Annotated in this window: 12 protein-coding genes; 6 read left to right on the forward strand and 6 right to left on the reverse strand. The window is 70.3% G+C overall.

The features are described from left to right. The first annotated feature begins 67 nt into the window (after window positions 1-67). Window positions 68-1,597: a serine hydrolase domain-containing protein gene (locus Msi02_RS28570; protein WP_239108783.1), complete on the forward strand. Its 1,530-nt coding sequence runs from the start codon at window positions 68-70 to the stop codon at window positions 1,595-1,597. A 189-nt stretch (window positions 1,598-1,786) separates the two neighbouring features. On the opposite strand, the gene Msi02_RS28575 is transcribed toward Msi02_RS28570, so the two are convergent. From Msi02_RS28575 to Msi02_RS28585, 3 genes are all read right to left on the reverse strand, one after another. Then, window positions 1,787-3,154 (reverse strand): glycosyltransferase family 87 protein, encoded by a 1,368-nt coding sequence (locus Msi02_RS28575; protein ID WP_204051116.1) that lies wholly within the window; start codon window positions 3,152-3,154, stop codon window positions 1,787-1,789. Between the two features lie 103 nt (window positions 3,155-3,257). Further along, a complete protein-coding gene (locus tag Msi02_RS28580; protein WP_204051117.1) occupies window positions 3,258-5,870 on the reverse strand; it encodes a transglycosylase domain-containing protein in 2,613 nt (870 codons plus the stop codon). Between the two features lie 403 nt (window positions 5,871-6,273). Beyond that, the gene (locus Msi02_RS28585) at window positions 6,274-6,657 is read right to left on the reverse strand and encodes a DUF5318 family protein (protein ID WP_204051118.1); all 384 of its coding nucleotides are present in this window, start codon (window positions 6,655-6,657) and stop codon (window positions 6,274-6,276) included. Between the two features lie 125 nt (window positions 6,658-6,782). Here Msi02_RS28585 and Msi02_RS28590 point away from each other — a divergent pair, with 125 nt between their 5' ends. Beyond that, on the forward strand, window positions 6,783-7,421 hold the full coding sequence (locus Msi02_RS28590; RefSeq protein WP_030508612.1) for a PadR family transcriptional regulator: 639 nt from the start codon (window positions 6,783-6,785) through the stop codon (window positions 7,419-7,421). Window positions 7,422-7,434: 13 nt separating this feature from the next. Next, window positions 7,435-8,514 (forward strand): inositol-3-phosphate synthase, encoded by a 1,080-nt coding sequence (locus Msi02_RS28595; RefSeq protein WP_079314224.1) that lies wholly within the window; start codon window positions 7,435-7,437, stop codon window positions 8,512-8,514. A 73-nt stretch (window positions 8,515-8,587) separates the two neighbouring features. On the opposite strand, the gene idi is transcribed toward Msi02_RS28595, so the two are convergent. After that, on the reverse strand, window positions 8,588-9,184 hold the full coding sequence (idi, locus tag Msi02_RS28600) for an isopentenyl-diphosphate Delta-isomerase (protein ID WP_079314223.1): 597 nt from the start codon (window positions 9,182-9,184) through the stop codon (window positions 8,588-8,590). Window positions 9,185-9,285: 101 nt separating this feature from the next. On the opposite strand from idi, the gene Msi02_RS28605 reads away from it, so the two are divergent. Next, complete coding sequence (locus Msi02_RS28605) at window positions 9,286-10,584, forward strand: MFS transporter (RefSeq protein ID WP_204051119.1); 1,299 nt, start codon at window positions 9,286-9,288, stop codon at window positions 10,582-10,584. A gap of 27 nt (window positions 10,585-10,611) precedes the next feature. On the opposite strand, the gene Msi02_RS28610 is transcribed toward Msi02_RS28605, so the two are convergent. Next, complete coding sequence (locus Msi02_RS28610; protein ID WP_204051120.1) at window positions 10,612-11,877, reverse strand: adenosylmethionine--8-amino-7-oxononanoate transaminase; 1,266 nt, start codon at window positions 11,875-11,877, stop codon at window positions 10,612-10,614. Further along, window positions 11,878-13,314, reverse strand: coding sequence for a CCA tRNA nucleotidyltransferase (locus Msi02_RS28615; protein ID WP_204051121.1), 1,437 nt, complete (start codon window positions 13,312-13,314; stop codon window positions 11,878-11,880). 142 nt (window positions 13,315-13,456) lie between these two features. Between Msi02_RS28615 and Msi02_RS28620 the strand changes: the two genes are divergently transcribed. Together Msi02_RS28620 and Msi02_RS28625 are read left to right on the forward strand one after the other, a co-directional pair. Continuing rightward, the gene (locus Msi02_RS28620) at window positions 13,457-13,993 is read left to right on the forward strand and encodes an aminoacyl-tRNA deacylase (RefSeq protein ID WP_079314220.1); all 537 of its coding nucleotides are present in this window, start codon (window positions 13,457-13,459) and stop codon (window positions 13,991-13,993) included. Between the two features lie 46 nt (window positions 13,994-14,039). Further along, the gene (locus tag Msi02_RS28625; protein ID WP_204051122.1) at window positions 14,040-16,289 is read left to right on the forward strand and encodes a hypothetical protein; all 2,250 of its coding nucleotides are present in this window, start codon (window positions 14,040-14,042) and stop codon (window positions 16,287-16,289) included. The last annotated feature ends 34 nt before the right edge of the window (window positions 16,290-16,323 follow it).

The following is a 16,323-nucleotide window of genomic DNA, read 5'->3' on the forward strand; positions in this document are numbered from 1 at the left end:
CTCGGACGACCTGAGCGATCCATCCGTTCCGTCGAACCTTCGTCACGAATCCAAGGAGCACGTAACCATGTCCGTCACCCTCACCGACCAGGACAAGCTCACCCTGCGCGTCGCGGCGTGGGGCGCCGTCTCGCTGATGTCCGCCGCCGGTGCCGCCGGCTCGGCCCACAGGGCCGGCGCCGAAGGCTCCGTCGCCCTGACCTCCGCGACCGGCCTGGTCGGGCACGTGCTCACCAAGGCGCCCAAGGGCGTGAAGTACGGCAAGACCGTGGCCGAGCTCGCCGACCAGGTGCTGCCCGCCCTGACCGCGGCCATGAGCCTGCTCAAGCATCAGGATCCGGCCGAGGCCGGCAACTTCCGCCGCACGGTCCTCGTCGCCGTCGAAGCAGCCGCCCGCTCCCACGGCAGCGAGCCCAGCCCCACCATGGTGGAGATGGCTCGCAAGATCACCGAAGCCCTCGACGCGGACGGCGGGGCCGTGCCGAAGGCCGCTGCGGGGCAGGATCGCCCGGAGCTGCGGCAGCTCCTCCAGGAGATCGTCGATGCCGGTTTCGTCGGGGTGACGCTGCGGGTGAACGACGAGCGGGGCGAGTGGGCCGGCAGCGCCGGGGCGGCCGAGCTGGGCCACGCCGAGAAGCCGCCCATCGACGGACACGTGCGGATCGGCAGCAACACCAAGACCTTCACCGCGACCCTGGTGCTGCAACTGGTGGCCGAGGGCAGGATCGCGTTGGACACCCCGGTGGCCGCCTATCTGCCCGAGTTCGACCTGGACGGGCGGATCACGGTGCGGATGCTGCTGCAGCACACCAGCGGGGTGTTCAACTTCACCGGCGAGTACTACGACGACGGGACGTTCGCGCCGGGGATCCCCGCCACCACCGCGGGCAAGGAGTGGGTGGACAACCGGTTCACCACCTACCGGCCCGAGGAACTGGTCCGGCTGGCGCTGTCCAAGCCCGCGCGGTTCGAGCCGGGCACCGACTGGAGCTACTCCAACACCAACTACGTGCTGGCCCGGCTGCTGATCGAGAAGGTCACCGGCCGCTCGGTCGCCGAGGAGATGCAGCGGCGGATCCTGGGGCCGCTCGGCCTGTCGGGCACCGTCCAGCCGACCAGCGAGACCGACATCCCCGAACCGCACGCCCACGCCTACTACCGCTACGAGGAGGACGGCCAGACCCGGACGGTCGACGTCACCCGCCACAACCCCTCCTGGATCTCCAGCGGCGGCGACATGATCTCCACCACCCGCGACCTGCACACCTTCATCGCCGCGCTGCTGGGCGGCAGGCTGCTGCCGGCCGAACTGCTGGCCGAGATGTGCACACCGGAGTCCAAGGCCGGCTACGGCCTGGGCGTGTTCGTCCAGAACACCGACTGCGGCGGCACCGTCATCACCCACAACGGCGGCATCGCCGGTCACGCGGCGCTGATGTACAGCACGCCCGACGGCGGCACGACCCTGACCGCCGCGCTGAACTATGTCGACGACGCCGACCTGTCCATGGCAGCGGCGTTCCAGAAGGCGACCCAGAGGCTCGTCAACGAGGTGTTCGGCGGTGAGCAGGCCGAGCCGGCTCGGCCGGAGAGCTGAGCACCTCGCCGAGGCGCCGAAGGCAGGAAGCCGAGCGGCTTCACCGAGTAGGGCAGGTCCGTCGCCTGCGCTCGGCTGAAGCCGCTCTCGCGGCTTCGGCTCCGGGAAGCGGCGCACAATCCGATTCGCCGGAGGGCCGCTCCCCGCCGCGCCGCGACCGGGGCGAAATCCGATGTAAGTTTCAGGGGCTCAGGCCGCCTCCGGCTGCTGCCGCGCGCCCCGGACGAGGAGCGAACGGCGCAGCACGAGACGGTCCTCGGCGTGGTCGAACACCCCGCCCGACGGGTCGTCGGCCTCCCCCTGGCGTACGACGTCGTGCTCGGGCCGCAGGATGTCGCGGACGACGAGCGCCATGAGGATGACGATCGTCAGCGCCCGGGCCCAGACCGACAGGAAGTACGGGTTGTCGCCGATGCCGAGGGATGCCTGGTCGGGATACTGGCTGACCAGGTAGAGCCAGATCGAGAAGAAGTACCAGCACTCGGCGACCTGCCAGGCGGCCAGCGCGCCCCACCTCGGCCGGGCCAGCACCGCGAACGGCACCAGCCACAGGACGTACTGCGGCGACCAGACCTTGTTCGTGATCATGAAGGCGGCCAGGGCGAGGAAGCACAGCTGCATCAGGCGCGGCCGGCGCGGCGCGGCGAGCGCCAGCACGGCGACGCCCAGCAGCAGCACCGCCAGCGCGGCCATGGCCATGGTGTTCAGCTTCTCGGCGTCGCCGAGAAACGCCAGGAAACCGGGCCTTTCCATGCCGAACCACTGGGTCTTCTGGAAGAAGAACCACAGCCCGCCCCAGTCGGCGCCACGCTCGCTGCTGAACGCGTAGAACCTCTTCCAGCCCTCGAAGTTGACCAGCATGATCGGCACGTTCACCAGCAGCCACGCGGCCGCGGCCGCGGCGACGGTCTTGAAGAACGGCACCCACTTCGCCGTACGCACCGTGAGCAGGAACAACGCGCCGAAGAACATCAGCGGGTAGAACTTCGTGGCCACGGCGAGGGCCAGCAGCACGCCCGCGAGCCACGGCCGGTGGCGGGCCCAGGCCAGCAGGCCGCCGAGCGCGAGGGCCCCCGCGGCTAGGTCCCAGTTGATGTACGCGCAGAGGATGACGGCCGGGCCGACGGCGTACCAGAGGGCGTCCCAGCGGCGGGCCGGGCCGGCGAGCGCGGCCGTCAGCAGCACGCCCACGACCAGCGCGATTCCCATCAGGACCACGGTGACGTCGTAGAACACGACCCCGTCGCCATGCGCGAGCCTGCGGGCGAACTCCATGATCCCGCCGATGCCCACCGGGTATTCGACCGGGTAGTCGACGTACGGGACCTTGCCCTCGTTGAGCTTCTCCGCCCAGAACAGCGGATAGATGTCGGTGTAGCAGAAGTTCGTGAACTGCCCGACACCGCCGTTCCAGGCCCCGCCGAACCGGCAGGGATACTTCCACAGGTATGCGAGAACGGCGCCGAGCCCCGCGAGAAGCCCGAGAGGCAGGTACGGCACCGCCCGCGCGGCGACCCCGGGCAGCGGGGCGGAGTCGTTCGTGGTCCGGGTCGTCATGCTCGGTATTGCACCATTCAACGCCTCCGATTGGCGACTCCTGGCGCAGAAAGGGCCCGCGGCGGGAGTCGCCGCGGGCCCCTTCGGGACACCGGATCGCGGATCAGGCGCCGCTGCCGCTCTTGCCGTTGCCGGACCCGGTCGGCAGGGCGGCCGGGCCTCCGTTGGGGATGTTCAACGGGACGTCGTCGCCTCCCGGGCCGCCGTCCTGACCACCGCCATGGCCCTGGTCGTCGCCGAAGCCCCTGCCGTCACCGCCGCCGTTGTCGCATCCCGGGCCGCCGTCGTAGCAGCCGCCGTCGTCGGGGAAGTCGGTCGGGAAGTCGGTGGGGAACCCGGCGTCGTCCGGTTCCGGACTGGGCGTCGGCGTCGGGCTCGGGACGATGTTCTCCGGACTGCCCAGCCCCGCCTTCGGCGGGAACTGCTCGACCGGCTTGCCCGCGAGCGCCTCCATCATGAAGTTCCGCCAGATCGTGGTCGGGTAGGTCGCGCCCTCGATGCCGGTGCCGAGCGATATCTCACGGGGTTCGGAGTAGCGGTTGTTCGGGCCGTACTTCTTGCTCGGCTTCCCTCCGGGGGTTTCCGGACAGTTCGCGTTGATGGGCTGGACGATCTTGCCCTTCTTGGTGACGCACTGCTCGCGGTACATGCCGACGGCGGTGGAGATCTGCGGCGTGAAGCCGACGAACCACGCTTCCTTGTTGTCGTTGTTCGTACCGGTCTTGCCGGCGGCCGGGCGGCCGATGCCCCTGCCCCGCGCCGTACCGGACTTGAGGACCTCCTCCATGGCCGCCACGGAGTCGGCCGCCGCCTCGGGCGTGATCACCTGCTTCTCGTCCCGCCGCTCGGGGAAGACGACCTCCTTGTCCTTGCGGACCTCCTTGACCACGTGGTAGTCGACGTGCTTGCCCTCGTTGGCGAAGATCGAGTAGCCGGCGGCCTGCTCGACCGGGGTGACCAGGGCGCTGCCGATCGAGAAGGCGTACTTGTGCGCCTTGACGTCGTCCTCCATGCGCTGCTTGCCGAGCCCGGCCTCCTCCGCGATCTGCTTCACCGCGCTGAGTTGCCCGATCGTGCCGTTGTCCTCGTCCAGCTTGTACGCCATCGAGGCGAAGGCCGTGTTGACCGAGTCGGCGGTCGCCGTGGTGACGTTGATCGCCGACCCGACGTTGTGGCTGTTGCCGATGGGCTTGGTGCCCGGGAGCTCCTCCGGCACCGTCTTGTTGCCGGGCACGAAGCTGTTCAAGCTGTAGCCGGCGTCCAGCCACGCGGCCAGCACGTACGGCTTGAACGCCGAGGCGGCCTGTTTGTAGGAGTCGAACGGTTCGTTCCAGTTGTCCTTGACATAGTCCTCACCGCCGTAGAAGGCGAGCACCCGTCCCGTCTTGGGGTCCACGGCGGCCAGACCGGCGTGGATCTCCTTCGGCAGACTGGAGGTGGTGCTGATGACCGCTTTTCTGGCGGCCTGCATGAGCTTCTTGTCGAAGGTCGAAATGATCTTGTAGCCGCCGCTCCTGACCTGGTCGGGCGCCAGGTTCATCCGGGTCTTCAGCTCCTGCATCACCTGGACGACCATGTAGCCCTTCAGACCGCCCAATTCGTTGCTGTTGCGCTCGGGGACGGTCTTCGGGAACTTGGCCGTGCTCGGCAGATTGCCGTACTTGGCCGGGTCGAGCTTCGCCATGGCGTTGACGACGTCCTTGAACCGGGCCTGCAACCGCGGGGCGTCGGCGTCCAGGGCGGGCGTCTGGATACGCGCGGCGAGGTAGGCGCCCTGCTCCGGGGTGAGCTGTTCGACGTGCTTCTTGAAGTACGCCTGCGCGGCGGCCTCGATGCCGTACGCACGGCCGAAGGGCACCGTGTTGAGGTACTGCAGGAGGATCTGGTCCTTGGGCATCTCCTTGTCGAGCTTGACCGCGACGAAGATCTCCTTGATCTTGCGCTTGAACGACACTTCCTGGCTGAGGCCGTCGTAGTAGTTACGGGCCATCTGCTGGGTGATGGTCGAGGCGCCCTGGAGCTGCTGGCCGGTCGCCGTCATCCAGACCGACCGGATCATGCCGGGGATCGAGATGCCGCTGTCCTCGCGGAAGGTGTTGTTCTCGATCGCGATGACGGCGTCCTGGACGTGCCGCGGCACCTTGTTGATGTTGTCCAGGATGACGCGCGGAGTGCCCACCTTGGCGATCAGGGTCTTGCCGTCGTTGTAGTAGATGGCGCTGCCCTGGGCCACAGCTTCCGCCTGGGTCGCGGTGGGCGTCGGGGTGTTGGCGTAGGCCACCGCGATCATGCCGAAGGTGCCGGCGGCCAGCACGGTGAAGGCCGCCACGAGGATCTTCCAGCTCGGCAGGAAGCGCTTCCAGCCCGTACGGCGGCGGCGCGGCTTCTCGTCGTCCTCGTCGAAGTCGCGTGGATCCCGGGGACCGCGCCCGCCGGGACCTTCCGGACCACCGGGACCACCCGGGCCGCCGGGACCGCGGCCACCTCGGCCCGGGGGCCTGCGGCGGCGGCCGCCGGTCTGGATCGCCTCGGTGCGCTGCCCGTCCGCATCCCCGCGGGCGTCGCCGCGGAAACCGCCCGCCGGCATGCCCATCGCCTGGGTGCGCTCGTCCCCGCCGGGAACGCCGGGACGACCGGGACCACCCTGACCGGCCGGGCCACCGGGGCCTGCCGCGTAGCGCGGGTCACGGCCGGCCGGCGGGCGTCCGCCGCCCACCGGTCCCCGGGATCCCTGCTGCGGTCTGTGCGGCGGACCCTGTTCCGGTCTCTGTGCCGGTCCCTGCGGCACCGCGTTCATGGCCGCCGTGTCCTCGAAGGCCGCGGCCTCCCGGCGGCGCTGCTCGGGTCCGGCCGGCCGGGCGGCCGGGGGCGGCTGTGGGGCGGGTCCTCTGCCGGGCTGTCGCGGCGGAGCGGGCTCGCCGTACTCGTCGGATTCCCGGGGCGAGCGACGACGGCGCCCAGGGCGGGATGATCCACCGGAGCCCGAGGCGTCCTCGGGACGGCCGGTCGGCTCCGGTCCGTAGCTGCTGTAAGTCACGCGTCCTCGTCAGATGGTTCGGGGAATTGATCGACGTCGGCCGGCAGGCCGGCGGGCGGTCCTCCTGGAGGTGGAGGTCGCCCTACAGAGAAGGGCCCGGGGGATCGGCTGTTCCGAGGACGAACGAGACCGCCAGGTGGTTCCAGGAACAACCTTGGCAGACCTCCACGACGTAGACCCGGAATTCGCGGTATTCCCGGGCCATCGCGGTGAGCTCGGCCGTTCCTTTTGCCTGGCCGGCTACTCGTCCTAGTTCATCCCCATATACGTATGTGACGTTGGTCACGTTCCTTCGTTCGCATATGGGGCACATGCGACTCGTCGGCTCTCCGTGGTACCGAGCCGCGCGCAGCAGGTATGGGTGGGCGTCGCACACGTCCCGCGCCCGCATGCGGCCGGCGCGGACGGACTGCACGGCCGCCCGCTTAGCGAGGCCGTAGTCCACGACCGACCGCTGTGACCACATGTGGCCAGATTACGGCCCTTTGCCAAATCTTGCCCAACCGTTGACCCGTTGCCATCTATGACGCCCCGACGTATCCTGCGGATGTATCGAGTCGATACATCGGTCGGACACAGGGGGTGGTTCCAGTGACGGGCTCTCGTGGAGGTGTGCTGGAGCTCGCCGTCCTGGGATCGCTGCACGAAACGCCCTTGCACGGATACGAGCTGCGCAAACGGCTCAACACGCTGCTCGGCATGTTCCGTGCGTTCTCCTACGGCTCGCTGTATCCCTGCCTCAGGGGTCTGCTCAACGAGGGCCTCATCGCCGAGGAGGAGCCCCCTGAGGACACGGTCCTCGGCCGCAGGTCGAAGATCGTCTACAAGATCACGGCGGAGGGTAAGGAGCGGTTGCAGGAGCTGCTCAGCCAGTCGGGCCCGTCCTCCTGGGAGGACGAGAGCTTCGGTATCCACTTCGCCTTCTTCCGTCACACGGAGGCGGAGGTGCGGCTCCGGATCCTGGAGGGCCGCCGCAGCCGCCTGGAAGAACGCCTCGACCGCGTCCGTGAGGCTCTCGCCCGTACGAGAGAGCGACTGGACAGCTACACGCTTGAGCTCCAGCGCCATGGGCTGGAGTCGGTCGAGCGCGAGGTCCGCTGGCTGAACGAGCTGATCGACTCGGAACGGCGGAGCCGTTCGGCTCCCGGCGAGGGGGATCACCCCCCGGATCCCGCGCAAGCCGTACAGGAAGAGACCCAGAGGGCGGACACGCCCGAGGCAGATAGGTAAAGGAGCGAGTGCTATGGGTTCGGTGCGCGTAGCCATCGTCGGTGTGGGCAACTGCGCCTCATCACTGGTGCAGGGCGTCCACTACTACAAGGACGCGGATCCGGGCACCCGTGTGCCGGGCCTCATGCACGTGCGGTTCGGTGACTACCACGTCGGTGACGTGGAGTTCGTCGCGGCCTTCGACGTGGACGCCAAGAAGGTCGGCCGCGACCTGTCGGAGGCCATCGTCGCCTCCGAGAACAACACGATCAAGATCTGCGACGTGCCGCCGCTCGGCGTCACCGTGCAGCGCGGCCCGACCTTCGACGGGCTGGGCACGTACTACCGCGAGATCATCGAGGAGTCGGACGAGCAGCCGGTCGACGTCGTCCAGGCGCTCAAGGACGCCCGGGTCGACGTCCTGGTGTCCTACCTCCCGGTGGGCTCGGAGGAGGCCGACCGCTTCTACGCGCAGTGCGCGATCGACGCCAAGGTGGCCTTCGTCAACGCGCTGCCGGTCTTCATCGCCTCCGACCCGGAGTGGGCCGCGAAGTTCACCGAGGCCGGCGTCCCGATCGTGGGCGACGACATCAAGTCGCAGGTCGGCGCCACGATCACGCACCGTGTGCTGGCCAAGCTGTTCGAGGACCGCGGGGTCGAGCTGCTGCGCACCTACCAGCTCAACTTCGGCGGCAACATGGACTTCATGAACATGCTGGAGCGCACCCGCCTCCAGTCCAAGAAGATCTCCAAGACCCAGTCGGTCACGTCGCAGATCCCGCACGAGATGGCCAAGGCCGACGTCCACATCGGCCCGTCCGACCACGTGCCGTGGCTGGACGACCGCAAGTGGGCCTACGTCCGCCTCGAGGGCAGGTCGTTCGGCGACACCCCGCTCAACCTGGAGTACAAGCTCGAGGTCTGGGACTCGCCCAACTCGGCCGGCATCATCATCGACGCGGTCCGCGCGGCCAAGATCGCCCTCGACCGGGGCATCGGCGGCCCGCTGCTGTCGCCCTCGTCCTACTTCATGAAGTCGCCGCCGGAGCAGTACTCCGACGACGACGCCCGCGAGGCCGTCGAGAAGTTCATCCGCGGCGAGCTCGAGCGCTGACGCTCGTCGTCCACCGCGTGTCCCGCCCCGGCTCCGCTCGATGCGGACCGGGGCGGTTGCGTGCCTGCGTGCCTCAGCGGTTGCTGAGCGGGCGCGCGGCGGGCGGCAGGGCCGCCGCGTCGGCCACCGGCCAGGCCAGCGGGTCCGGCCCGAGCGCGACGAGCTGCGGCACCTGCTCCCGGGCCCAGGGCGAGATGTCCAGCTCCCCGCTCATCACCTCGGCGGCGAAGCGCGTCCAGGGCTCCCACCGGACCTCGCCCACCTCCTCGGCGTTGGGCGCGGCCTCTTCGGTCACGACGGCTCGGTAGACCGGGCACAGCTCGTTCTCCACCGTGCCGTTGTCCATCACGGCCCGATAGGAGAAGCCCGGCAGGATCAGGTCGACGGACTCGACCGCCAGGCCCAGCTCGAACCCGAGGCGGCGGATCACCGCCGACGACAGCGGCTCGCCCGGCAGCGGATGCCCGCAACAGCTGTTGGTCCACGCGTCGGGCCAGGTCAGCTTCGAGCCCGCCCGCCGCGACAGCAGCACGCGGCCCCTGTGGTCGAAGACGTAACTGGAGAACGCCAGGTGCAGCGGCGTCTCGGCGCCGTGCACGGTGGACTTGGGAGCGGTGCCGATCGGGTTGCCCTCGCCGTCGACCAGCACGACATGTTCCTGTGAGGTCACTCTGCGAGAGTACGTGATCACCTTGATGCGAGTGAGACGTAGGGGGCTTTATCAGGGTTGATCCTGATGCCCGGACGTGATCGTCCGCGTAGGCTGTGGCCGTGTCCTACGTCTCCGATCTGCGGGTGGTCCTCCAGGGCCGCAACTTCCGGCGGCTTTTCGCCACACGGCTCGTCTCGCAGTTCTCGGACGGGATCTTCCAGCTCGCCGTCGGCGGCTACGCGGTCTTCAGCCCGGAACGGCAGGCCAGCGCGACCGCAATCGCGGCGGGCCTCGCGGTGCTGCTCCTGCCGTACAGCATCCTCGGGCCCTTCGTCGGGGTGTTCATCGACCGCTGGTCGAGGCGGCAGATCCTCGTCATCGCGCCGGTCGTGCGGGGGACGCTGCTGGTGCTGGCCGCCTGCCTCGTCGCGGCGGGGGCCTCCGACGCCGTCTTCTACGCGGCGGCGCTCGGCGTCCTCGCGGTCAACCGCTTCTTCCTGTCGGCTCTCAGCGCGTCGCTGCCCCATGTCGTGCCGTCCGAGCACCTGATGATGGCCAACGCGGTCACGCCCACCTCGGGCACGGTGGCGACGTTCGTCGGGGCGGGCGCCGGCATCGCGCTCCGCGTGATCGCCGGGTCGGACGACAGGGGCGTGGCCGTGCTGCTGGTCTGCTCCGGCCTCGTCTACGGGCTGAGCGCGCTGATCGCGCGGACGATGGAGCGCTCCCTGCTCGGCCCCGCGTACGACCCGGAGCGCCCGCAGGCCCGCGAGGCCGTACGGCACGTGCTCGCCGGCCTGGTGGACGGCGCGCGGCACATCGCGCACCGGCGCTCCGCGGCGGCGGCCCTCGGCGGCATCGCGACGCACCGCCTCATGTTCGGCATCTCCACCGCGGCGGTGGCGATGCTCTACCGCTACCACTTCACGACCGACCCCGATGACGCGCTGAAGGGAATCGCGCTCGTGCTGGGCGCCGTCGGCGCGGGAAGCTTCGCCGCGGTGGTGGTCACCCCGTGGGCCACCGAGCGGGTCCGCATCGAGTCCTGGGTCCCGATGATGCTCGTGACCTGTGGAGTCCTGGAGTTCGCGCTGTGCGCGACGTTCCAGGAGTGGGCGTTCCTCGTCGCCGGGCTGGTGATCGGCGTCGCGGGACAGAGCGTGAAGATCTGCGCGGACACCGTCGTGCAGCGCGACGTGGAGGACGCCTATCTCGGCCGTGCCTTCTCCGTGTACGACATGCTGTTCAACGTCATGACGGTCCTCGGCGCGGTGCTCGCGGCGGCGCTGCTGCCGCCCGACGGCAAGTCCTATCTCGCGCTCGCCGTGATCGGCGTCGGCTACCTGCTCGGCGCGGTGGTGTACCGGATGATCCTGCCCTCCGCCGTACGCAGGCCGCCGGTCCCCGCCACTGACTGACGGCGCCGACTGACGCCGCCTGCTGGTTCAGAGCGCCGCCGTGGCGGCGACCATCGCGCCGGCGATGCGGGCGACGTCCTCTTGTGTGCAGGCGTACGGCGGCATCGTGTAGATCAGGCGGCCGAAGGGGCGCAGCCACACGCCGTGCTCCATCACGATGTCCTGAATTTTCGCGACATCGACGGGCTGGTCGGTCTCGATCACGCCGATCGCGCCCAGCACCCGCACGTCCCGTACGCCGGGGGCGTCCGCGGCCGGGGCGAGACCGTCGAGCAGGGCGGCCTCGATGCGCGCGACCTCCTCCCGCCAGGGCCGCTCGGCGAGCAGGTCGAGCGAGGCGCCGGCCACGGCGCAGGCGAGCGGGTTGCCCATGTAGGTCGGGCCGTGCATCAGCACGCCGATGCGGTCGGCCACCCGCGCGGTGCACAGCGTGGCGGCGAGCGTCATGTATCCGCCGGTGAGCGCCTTGCCCACGCACATGATGTCCGGCCTGATCCCGGCGTGGTCGCAGCCGAACATCTCCCCCGTACGGCCGAAGCCGGTGGCGATCTCGTCGGCGATCAGCAGGATGCCGTGCTCGTCGGCCAGGTCGCGCAGCCGCCTCAGGTAGGCCGGGTGGTAGAACCGCATGCCGCCCGCGCCCTGCACGACGGGCTCCACGATGATCGCGGCGAGCCGGTCCGCGTGGGCCTCGACGGCCGCGGTCAGCTCCGCCAGGTACGCCTCGTCGGGGCCGGACTCCGAGGCCGGGGCCGGACGGCGGCCGTAGTCGTGCGGCGGCGCCGGCGCGAAGACGTGCCGCGGGAGCATCCCGGTGAACAGGTGGTGCATGCCGTTGACCGGGTCGCATACCGACATCGCGGCGAACGTGTCGCCGTGGTAGCCGCCCCGCACGGTCAGCAGGGTCGAGCGCCCGCTGTACTGGACCGCCATCTTGATCGCGACCTCGACCGCCACCGAACCCGAGTCGGCGAGGAAGACGCGGTCGAGCCCGGTCATCCCGGTCAGGCGGTGCGCGAGCCGTACGGCGGGCTCGTGGGTCAGTCCGCCGAACATGACGTGCGCCATGTCGTCGATCTGGTCGCGCGCGGCCCGGTTGAGCCGGGGGTGGTTGTACCCGTGGATGGCCGCCCACCAGGAGGCCATGCCGTCGATCAGCTCACGGCCGTCGCCGAGCGTGATCCGCACGCCGCCGGCCCGGCGGACGACGTGCACGGGCACGCCCGACGGCACGGCCGTGTACGGGTGCCAGACGTGCTCCCGGTCCAGCCGGAGGACCTCCCCGGCGTCCACTTACGCCAGGATCCCGTTGTCGCGGGCCCAGGCGAGCAGCGCCTCCCGCGCGGCGTCCTTGCCGATCATGCCCTGGTCCATGCGGACCTCCAGCATGTGCTTGTAGGCCCTGCCGACGACCGGTCCCGGCGGCACGCCGAGGATCTCCTGGATCTCGTTGCCGTCCAGCTCGGGCCGGATCTTGGCCAGCTCCTCCTCCTCGGCCAGCCGGGCGATGCGCTCCTCCAGCTGGTCGTAGGTGCGCGACAGGGCCTGCGCCTTGCGCTTGTTGCGGGTGGTGCAGTCGGCCCTGGTCAGCTTGTGCAGGCGTTCGAGGAGGTGTCCCGCGTCGCGGACGTAGCGGCGGACGGCGCTGTCGGTCCACTCCCCCGTCCCGTAGCCGTGGAAGCGCAGGTGCAGCTCCACGAGTCTGGACACGTCGGACACCACGTCCTTGGGGAACTTGAGCTCGGTGAGCCGCTTCTTGGTCATCTGCGCGCCGACCACCTCGTGGTGGTGGAACGACACCCGGCCGCCGGGCTCGTTGCGCCGGGTCTTCGGCTTGCCGATGTCGTGCAGCAGGGCCGCCCACCGCAGCACCCGGTCGGGGCCGGCCGTCTCCAGCCCGATGGCCTGCTCCAGCACGATCAGCGTGTGCTCGTAGACGTCCTTGTGCCGGTGGTGCTCGTCGATCTCCAGCCGCAGCTTGGGCAGCTCAGGCAGGACGTGGGCGGCGAGCCCGGTCTCCACCAGCAGCGCCAGCCCGGCCCTCGGGTAAGCGCCGAGGATCAGCTTGTCGAGCTCGTCGCGGATGCGCTCCGCCGAGACGATCTCGATGCGGCCGGACATCGCGGTCATGGCCTCGACGACCTCGGGGGCCACGGTGAACCCGAGCTGGCCCGCGAACCTGGCCGCCCGCAGCATCCGCAGCGGGTCGTCGTCGAACGACTGCTCGGGCCTGCCCGGCGTCCGCAGCGTCCTGGCCGCGAGGTCCGGCAGCCCGCCGTACGGGTCGACGAACTCGTGACCGGGCAGGCGGACGGCCATGGCGTTGACCGCGAAGTCGCGCCGGGCGAGGTCGCCCTCGAGCGAGTCGCCGTACATCACCTCGGGCTTGCGCGAGGCGGGGTCGTACGACTCGCTGCGGTAGGTGGTGATCTCCAGCAGCCAGCCGCCTTTGCGGACGCCGACGGTGCCGAAGTCGATCCCGATCGTCCAGACGGCGTCCGCCCAGTCCTTGACGATCTCCAGCACCCGCTCGGGGCGGGCGTCCGTGGTCAGGTCGAGGTCCTTGCTCGCGCGGCCGAGGAGGACGTCGCGAACGGAACCGCCGACCAGGGCCAGCTCGTGCCCCCGGGCCGAGAACAGCTCACCGAGCTCATCGGCGACCGGGGCGATCCGGCGGAACAGTTCGTTCACGGCGCGCTGCTGGCTGTCGCTCAGATTTGAAACGGACAAGGCTGGGTAGGTCCTTCGGTCACGGAACAGAAACTCTCCCCCGACGGCCCCGGTGTTCGGGTGTCACCCAGGGGAGACACACTTAGCGATCACCAGGCCACGGACGGTTCGGGGGCGCTGGACGACGCAAGGAGCACACGAGATGAAAGACGCTCTCGCGATTCACCGCTGGCTCCTCGCCCACCAGATCCACCATGAGATCGTACGTCTTCCGCGCCCGTTGACATGCTCGGACGAGCTTCCCGAGGTGCTGGGGGTCACTCCCGAGACGTGCCTGTGCGTGTCGCTGTTCGAGGTGTCGGCGCGCGGGCGGACACACGAGGTGGCCGTGGTGAGCGCGGTGAACTCCTGTCCCGGGCCGGCGGCGGTGGGCGCCGTCCTGCGCGCCCACAGGGTAACCCCCGCGTCCGCCTTCACCGTCAACTCCGCCACCGACTACGCGCACGGCCTGGTCTGCCCGCTGCTGCTGCCCGACGATCTGACCGTCCTGGTGGACCAGCGCCTGATGGAGCGCGTCGATCCCGACGAGGTCGTCCACACCGCGACCGGCGAGCGCCGCACCGCGTTGCGAGTGCGCGCCATCCACCTGTTCGACCTGGTGGCGGCCAAGCCCGTCGACCTGACCGCCACCCAGCGGAGGGGTCTCGCGAGCCTCGTGAGTCCTATGCGGACCGCGTAGCCAATAGCATTCTGGACGTGCGCCGTACCTCACCGCCGGCCGGCACATGATCCGTAAGGCCGCGCTGCTGACATTGCTGACCGCCCTGCTCGCCTCCCCCGCGGGCATGGCCGGTACGGCTGTCGCGGCTCCTCCTCCGGGTCGTGCCGCGGCCGCGGCTCCGGCCGATCCGCTCCTCGTCAGCGAGATCACGCCGGAGGTCGTGCGCGTCGCCACCGCCCCCATAACGGTCTCGGGGTCCTTCTCGGGCACGCCGGGGTCCTCCGTGCGGGTCGCCGTCCGTTACTCCCGCGGCCGGCCGTTCGCCTCCCGCGCCGAGATGGCGGCCTACCTGTCGGAGCAGGGGTACGCCACCACCAACTGGAGCACCAGGGTCCAGGCCACGCCGCTCGACCAGTCGGGCAAGCTGCCCTTCCGGTTCACCGTGACCCCCGGGGAGCTGGGGATGCCCCGGCCCGGGGTCTATCCCTTCGAGATCGAGGTGACCGACGCGGCGACCGGGCAGCGGCTCGGAATCGAGCGAACCTTCCTGACGTACGCCCCCAAGGGCGAGCAGATCCCCAAGGTCAAGCTGGCCGTCGCCCTGCCGATCGTGGACCGGCCCCACCGCGCCGACGACGCGACGTTCATGGACGACGACCTGTCCGCCTCGCTCGCCTCCGGCCGCCTGGCGTCGCTGCTCCAGACCGCGCAGGACACCGGCGACGGGGTGACCTGGTTCGTCGACCCCGCCCTGCTCGACGACGTCCGCGTCCTGTCCTCCGGCACCAGGAGCGTGCGCGGCACGCGCAAGAACGCCGACCCGGCCGCGGGCCAGTGGCTGAACGGCCTGCGCAGCGCGCTGACGGACAAGACCGTCGTCGCCACGCCGTACGCCGACCCGGACGTGGCCGCGCTGGTCCACCACGGCCTCGACAAGCAGGCCGCGGCGTCCATCCAGCGCGGGGCGTCGCTCGCGAGCGAACTGCTCGGCCGGCAGATCCACGGCACCACCGCGTGGCCGGCCGGCGGCAAGATCGACCGCGACGCGGTGGACGAACTGGCGATGTCGGGTGTGACGTCCGTGCTGCTGTCGGGCGACGCGCTGCCGCCGCGGGCCACTGGGCAGGACACGGGGCAGGACGTGCCGCAGAACGGACAGCCCGTTGCTCCCCCGCCCGCGCAGACCACTCCCGACGCGGCGGCCAGGCTCGACACCGTCGCGGACAACCCGCTGACGGCGCTGCTGGCCGACCCCACGCTCAGCGAGGTCCTCGGCGGGAACGTGTCCGCCCCCGGCGCCGCGATGCTCGCGCGGCAGCGGTTCCTCGCCGAGACCGCGATGATCGCCTTCGAGCAGCAGACCCAGCAGACGGGTCAGTTCGGGCAGACCGGCCAGACCGGCCAGGGCACGACCGCGAAGACGGCCACGCGCACGGTGATCGCGGCTCCCGAGTCACATCTGTGGACTCCCGACCCGGCGTTCGTCTCCAGCCTCCTGCAGGCCGCCTCCAGCGCCCCCTGGCTGCGCATGACCTCGCTCGAATCGGTCAAGCCCGGCCGGGCCGGGGTGCCGCGCGGCGACCTGACGTACACCGAGCACGACCGCCAGGCCGAACTGAGCCGCTCCTACCTCGCCACCGTACGCAAGCTGGAGCGCAAGGCCGACGCCGTGGCCACCGTCACCGAGGAGCACACGGACGTCTTCCACACGGCCATACTCCGGCTGGCCTCGGCCTCCTGGCGGGACGACGGCAAGCGGGCGCTGTCCTTCGCCGGACAGGTGCAGAAGGCGATCGACGGGCGCATCGACGACGTGTCCGTGCTCGACACCCCGCGCGCGGTCGCGGGAAGCAACGGCCAGGTCCCGGTCAGCGTGGCCAACAACCTGGACAAGGACATCCAGATCAAGATCCGGGTCACCTCGGCCAGCAAGTCGCGGCTCACGATCGACGCCCCCGGAGGGGTCTACGTGACCCCCACCACCAGGATCCTCTCGGGGCGCAGCCAGCTCGTGAACGTGCCGGTGATCGTACGCAACGAGGGCGGCGATGCGAGCATCTCGGTACAGCTGCTGACCGACGGGGACGAGAAGTACGGCAGCGCGGTCCGCGTCGTCGTGCGCGCGACGGGCTACACCGGCATCGCCCTCGTCATCGTGGGGGCGGCCGTGGTCATCATGCTGGCCGCCGTGGTGATGCGCATCCTGCGCCGCAGGTCGCGCAAGGCGTTCCCGTTCGACGGGCCGAACGACGAGGAGAGCCCGCCCGGCGACCGGCAGGGAGCCGTCCCGGCCGACCGCACCCAGTCGCCGTAGTCTGGGTCGCCGTACTCTGGACCACCCTGAAGTC

This window comes from Microbispora siamensis (assembly GCF_016863095.1).
Taxonomy (GTDB): Bacteria; Actinomycetota; Actinomycetes; order Streptosporangiales; family Streptosporangiaceae; genus Microbispora; species Microbispora siamensis.

What these genes read in the sequence shown, in the direction of transcription:
- Msi02_RS28570 (WP_239108783.1), top strand. Translation starts at nt 68, where the DNA reads ATGTCCGTCACCCTCACCGACCAGGACAAGCTCACCCTGCGCGTCGCG.
- Msi02_RS28575 (WP_204051116.1), bottom strand. Translation starts at nt 3,154, where the DNA reads ATGACGACCCGGACCACGAACGACTCCGCCCCGCTGCCCGGGGTCGCC.
- Msi02_RS28585 (WP_204051118.1), bottom strand. Translation starts at nt 6,657, where the DNA reads ATGTGGTCACAGCGGTCGGTCGTGGACTACGGCCTCGCTAAGCGGGCG.
- Msi02_RS28595 (WP_079314224.1), top strand. Translation starts at nt 7,435, where the DNA reads ATGGGTTCGGTGCGCGTAGCCATCGTCGGTGTGGGCAACTGCGCCTCA.
- Msi02_RS28620 (WP_079314220.1), top strand. Translation starts at nt 13,457, where the DNA reads ATGAAAGACGCTCTCGCGATTCACCGCTGGCTCCTCGCCCACCAGATC.
- Msi02_RS28625 (WP_204051122.1), top strand. Translation starts at nt 14,040, where the DNA reads ATGATCCGTAAGGCCGCGCTGCTGACATTGCTGACCGCCCTGCTCGCC.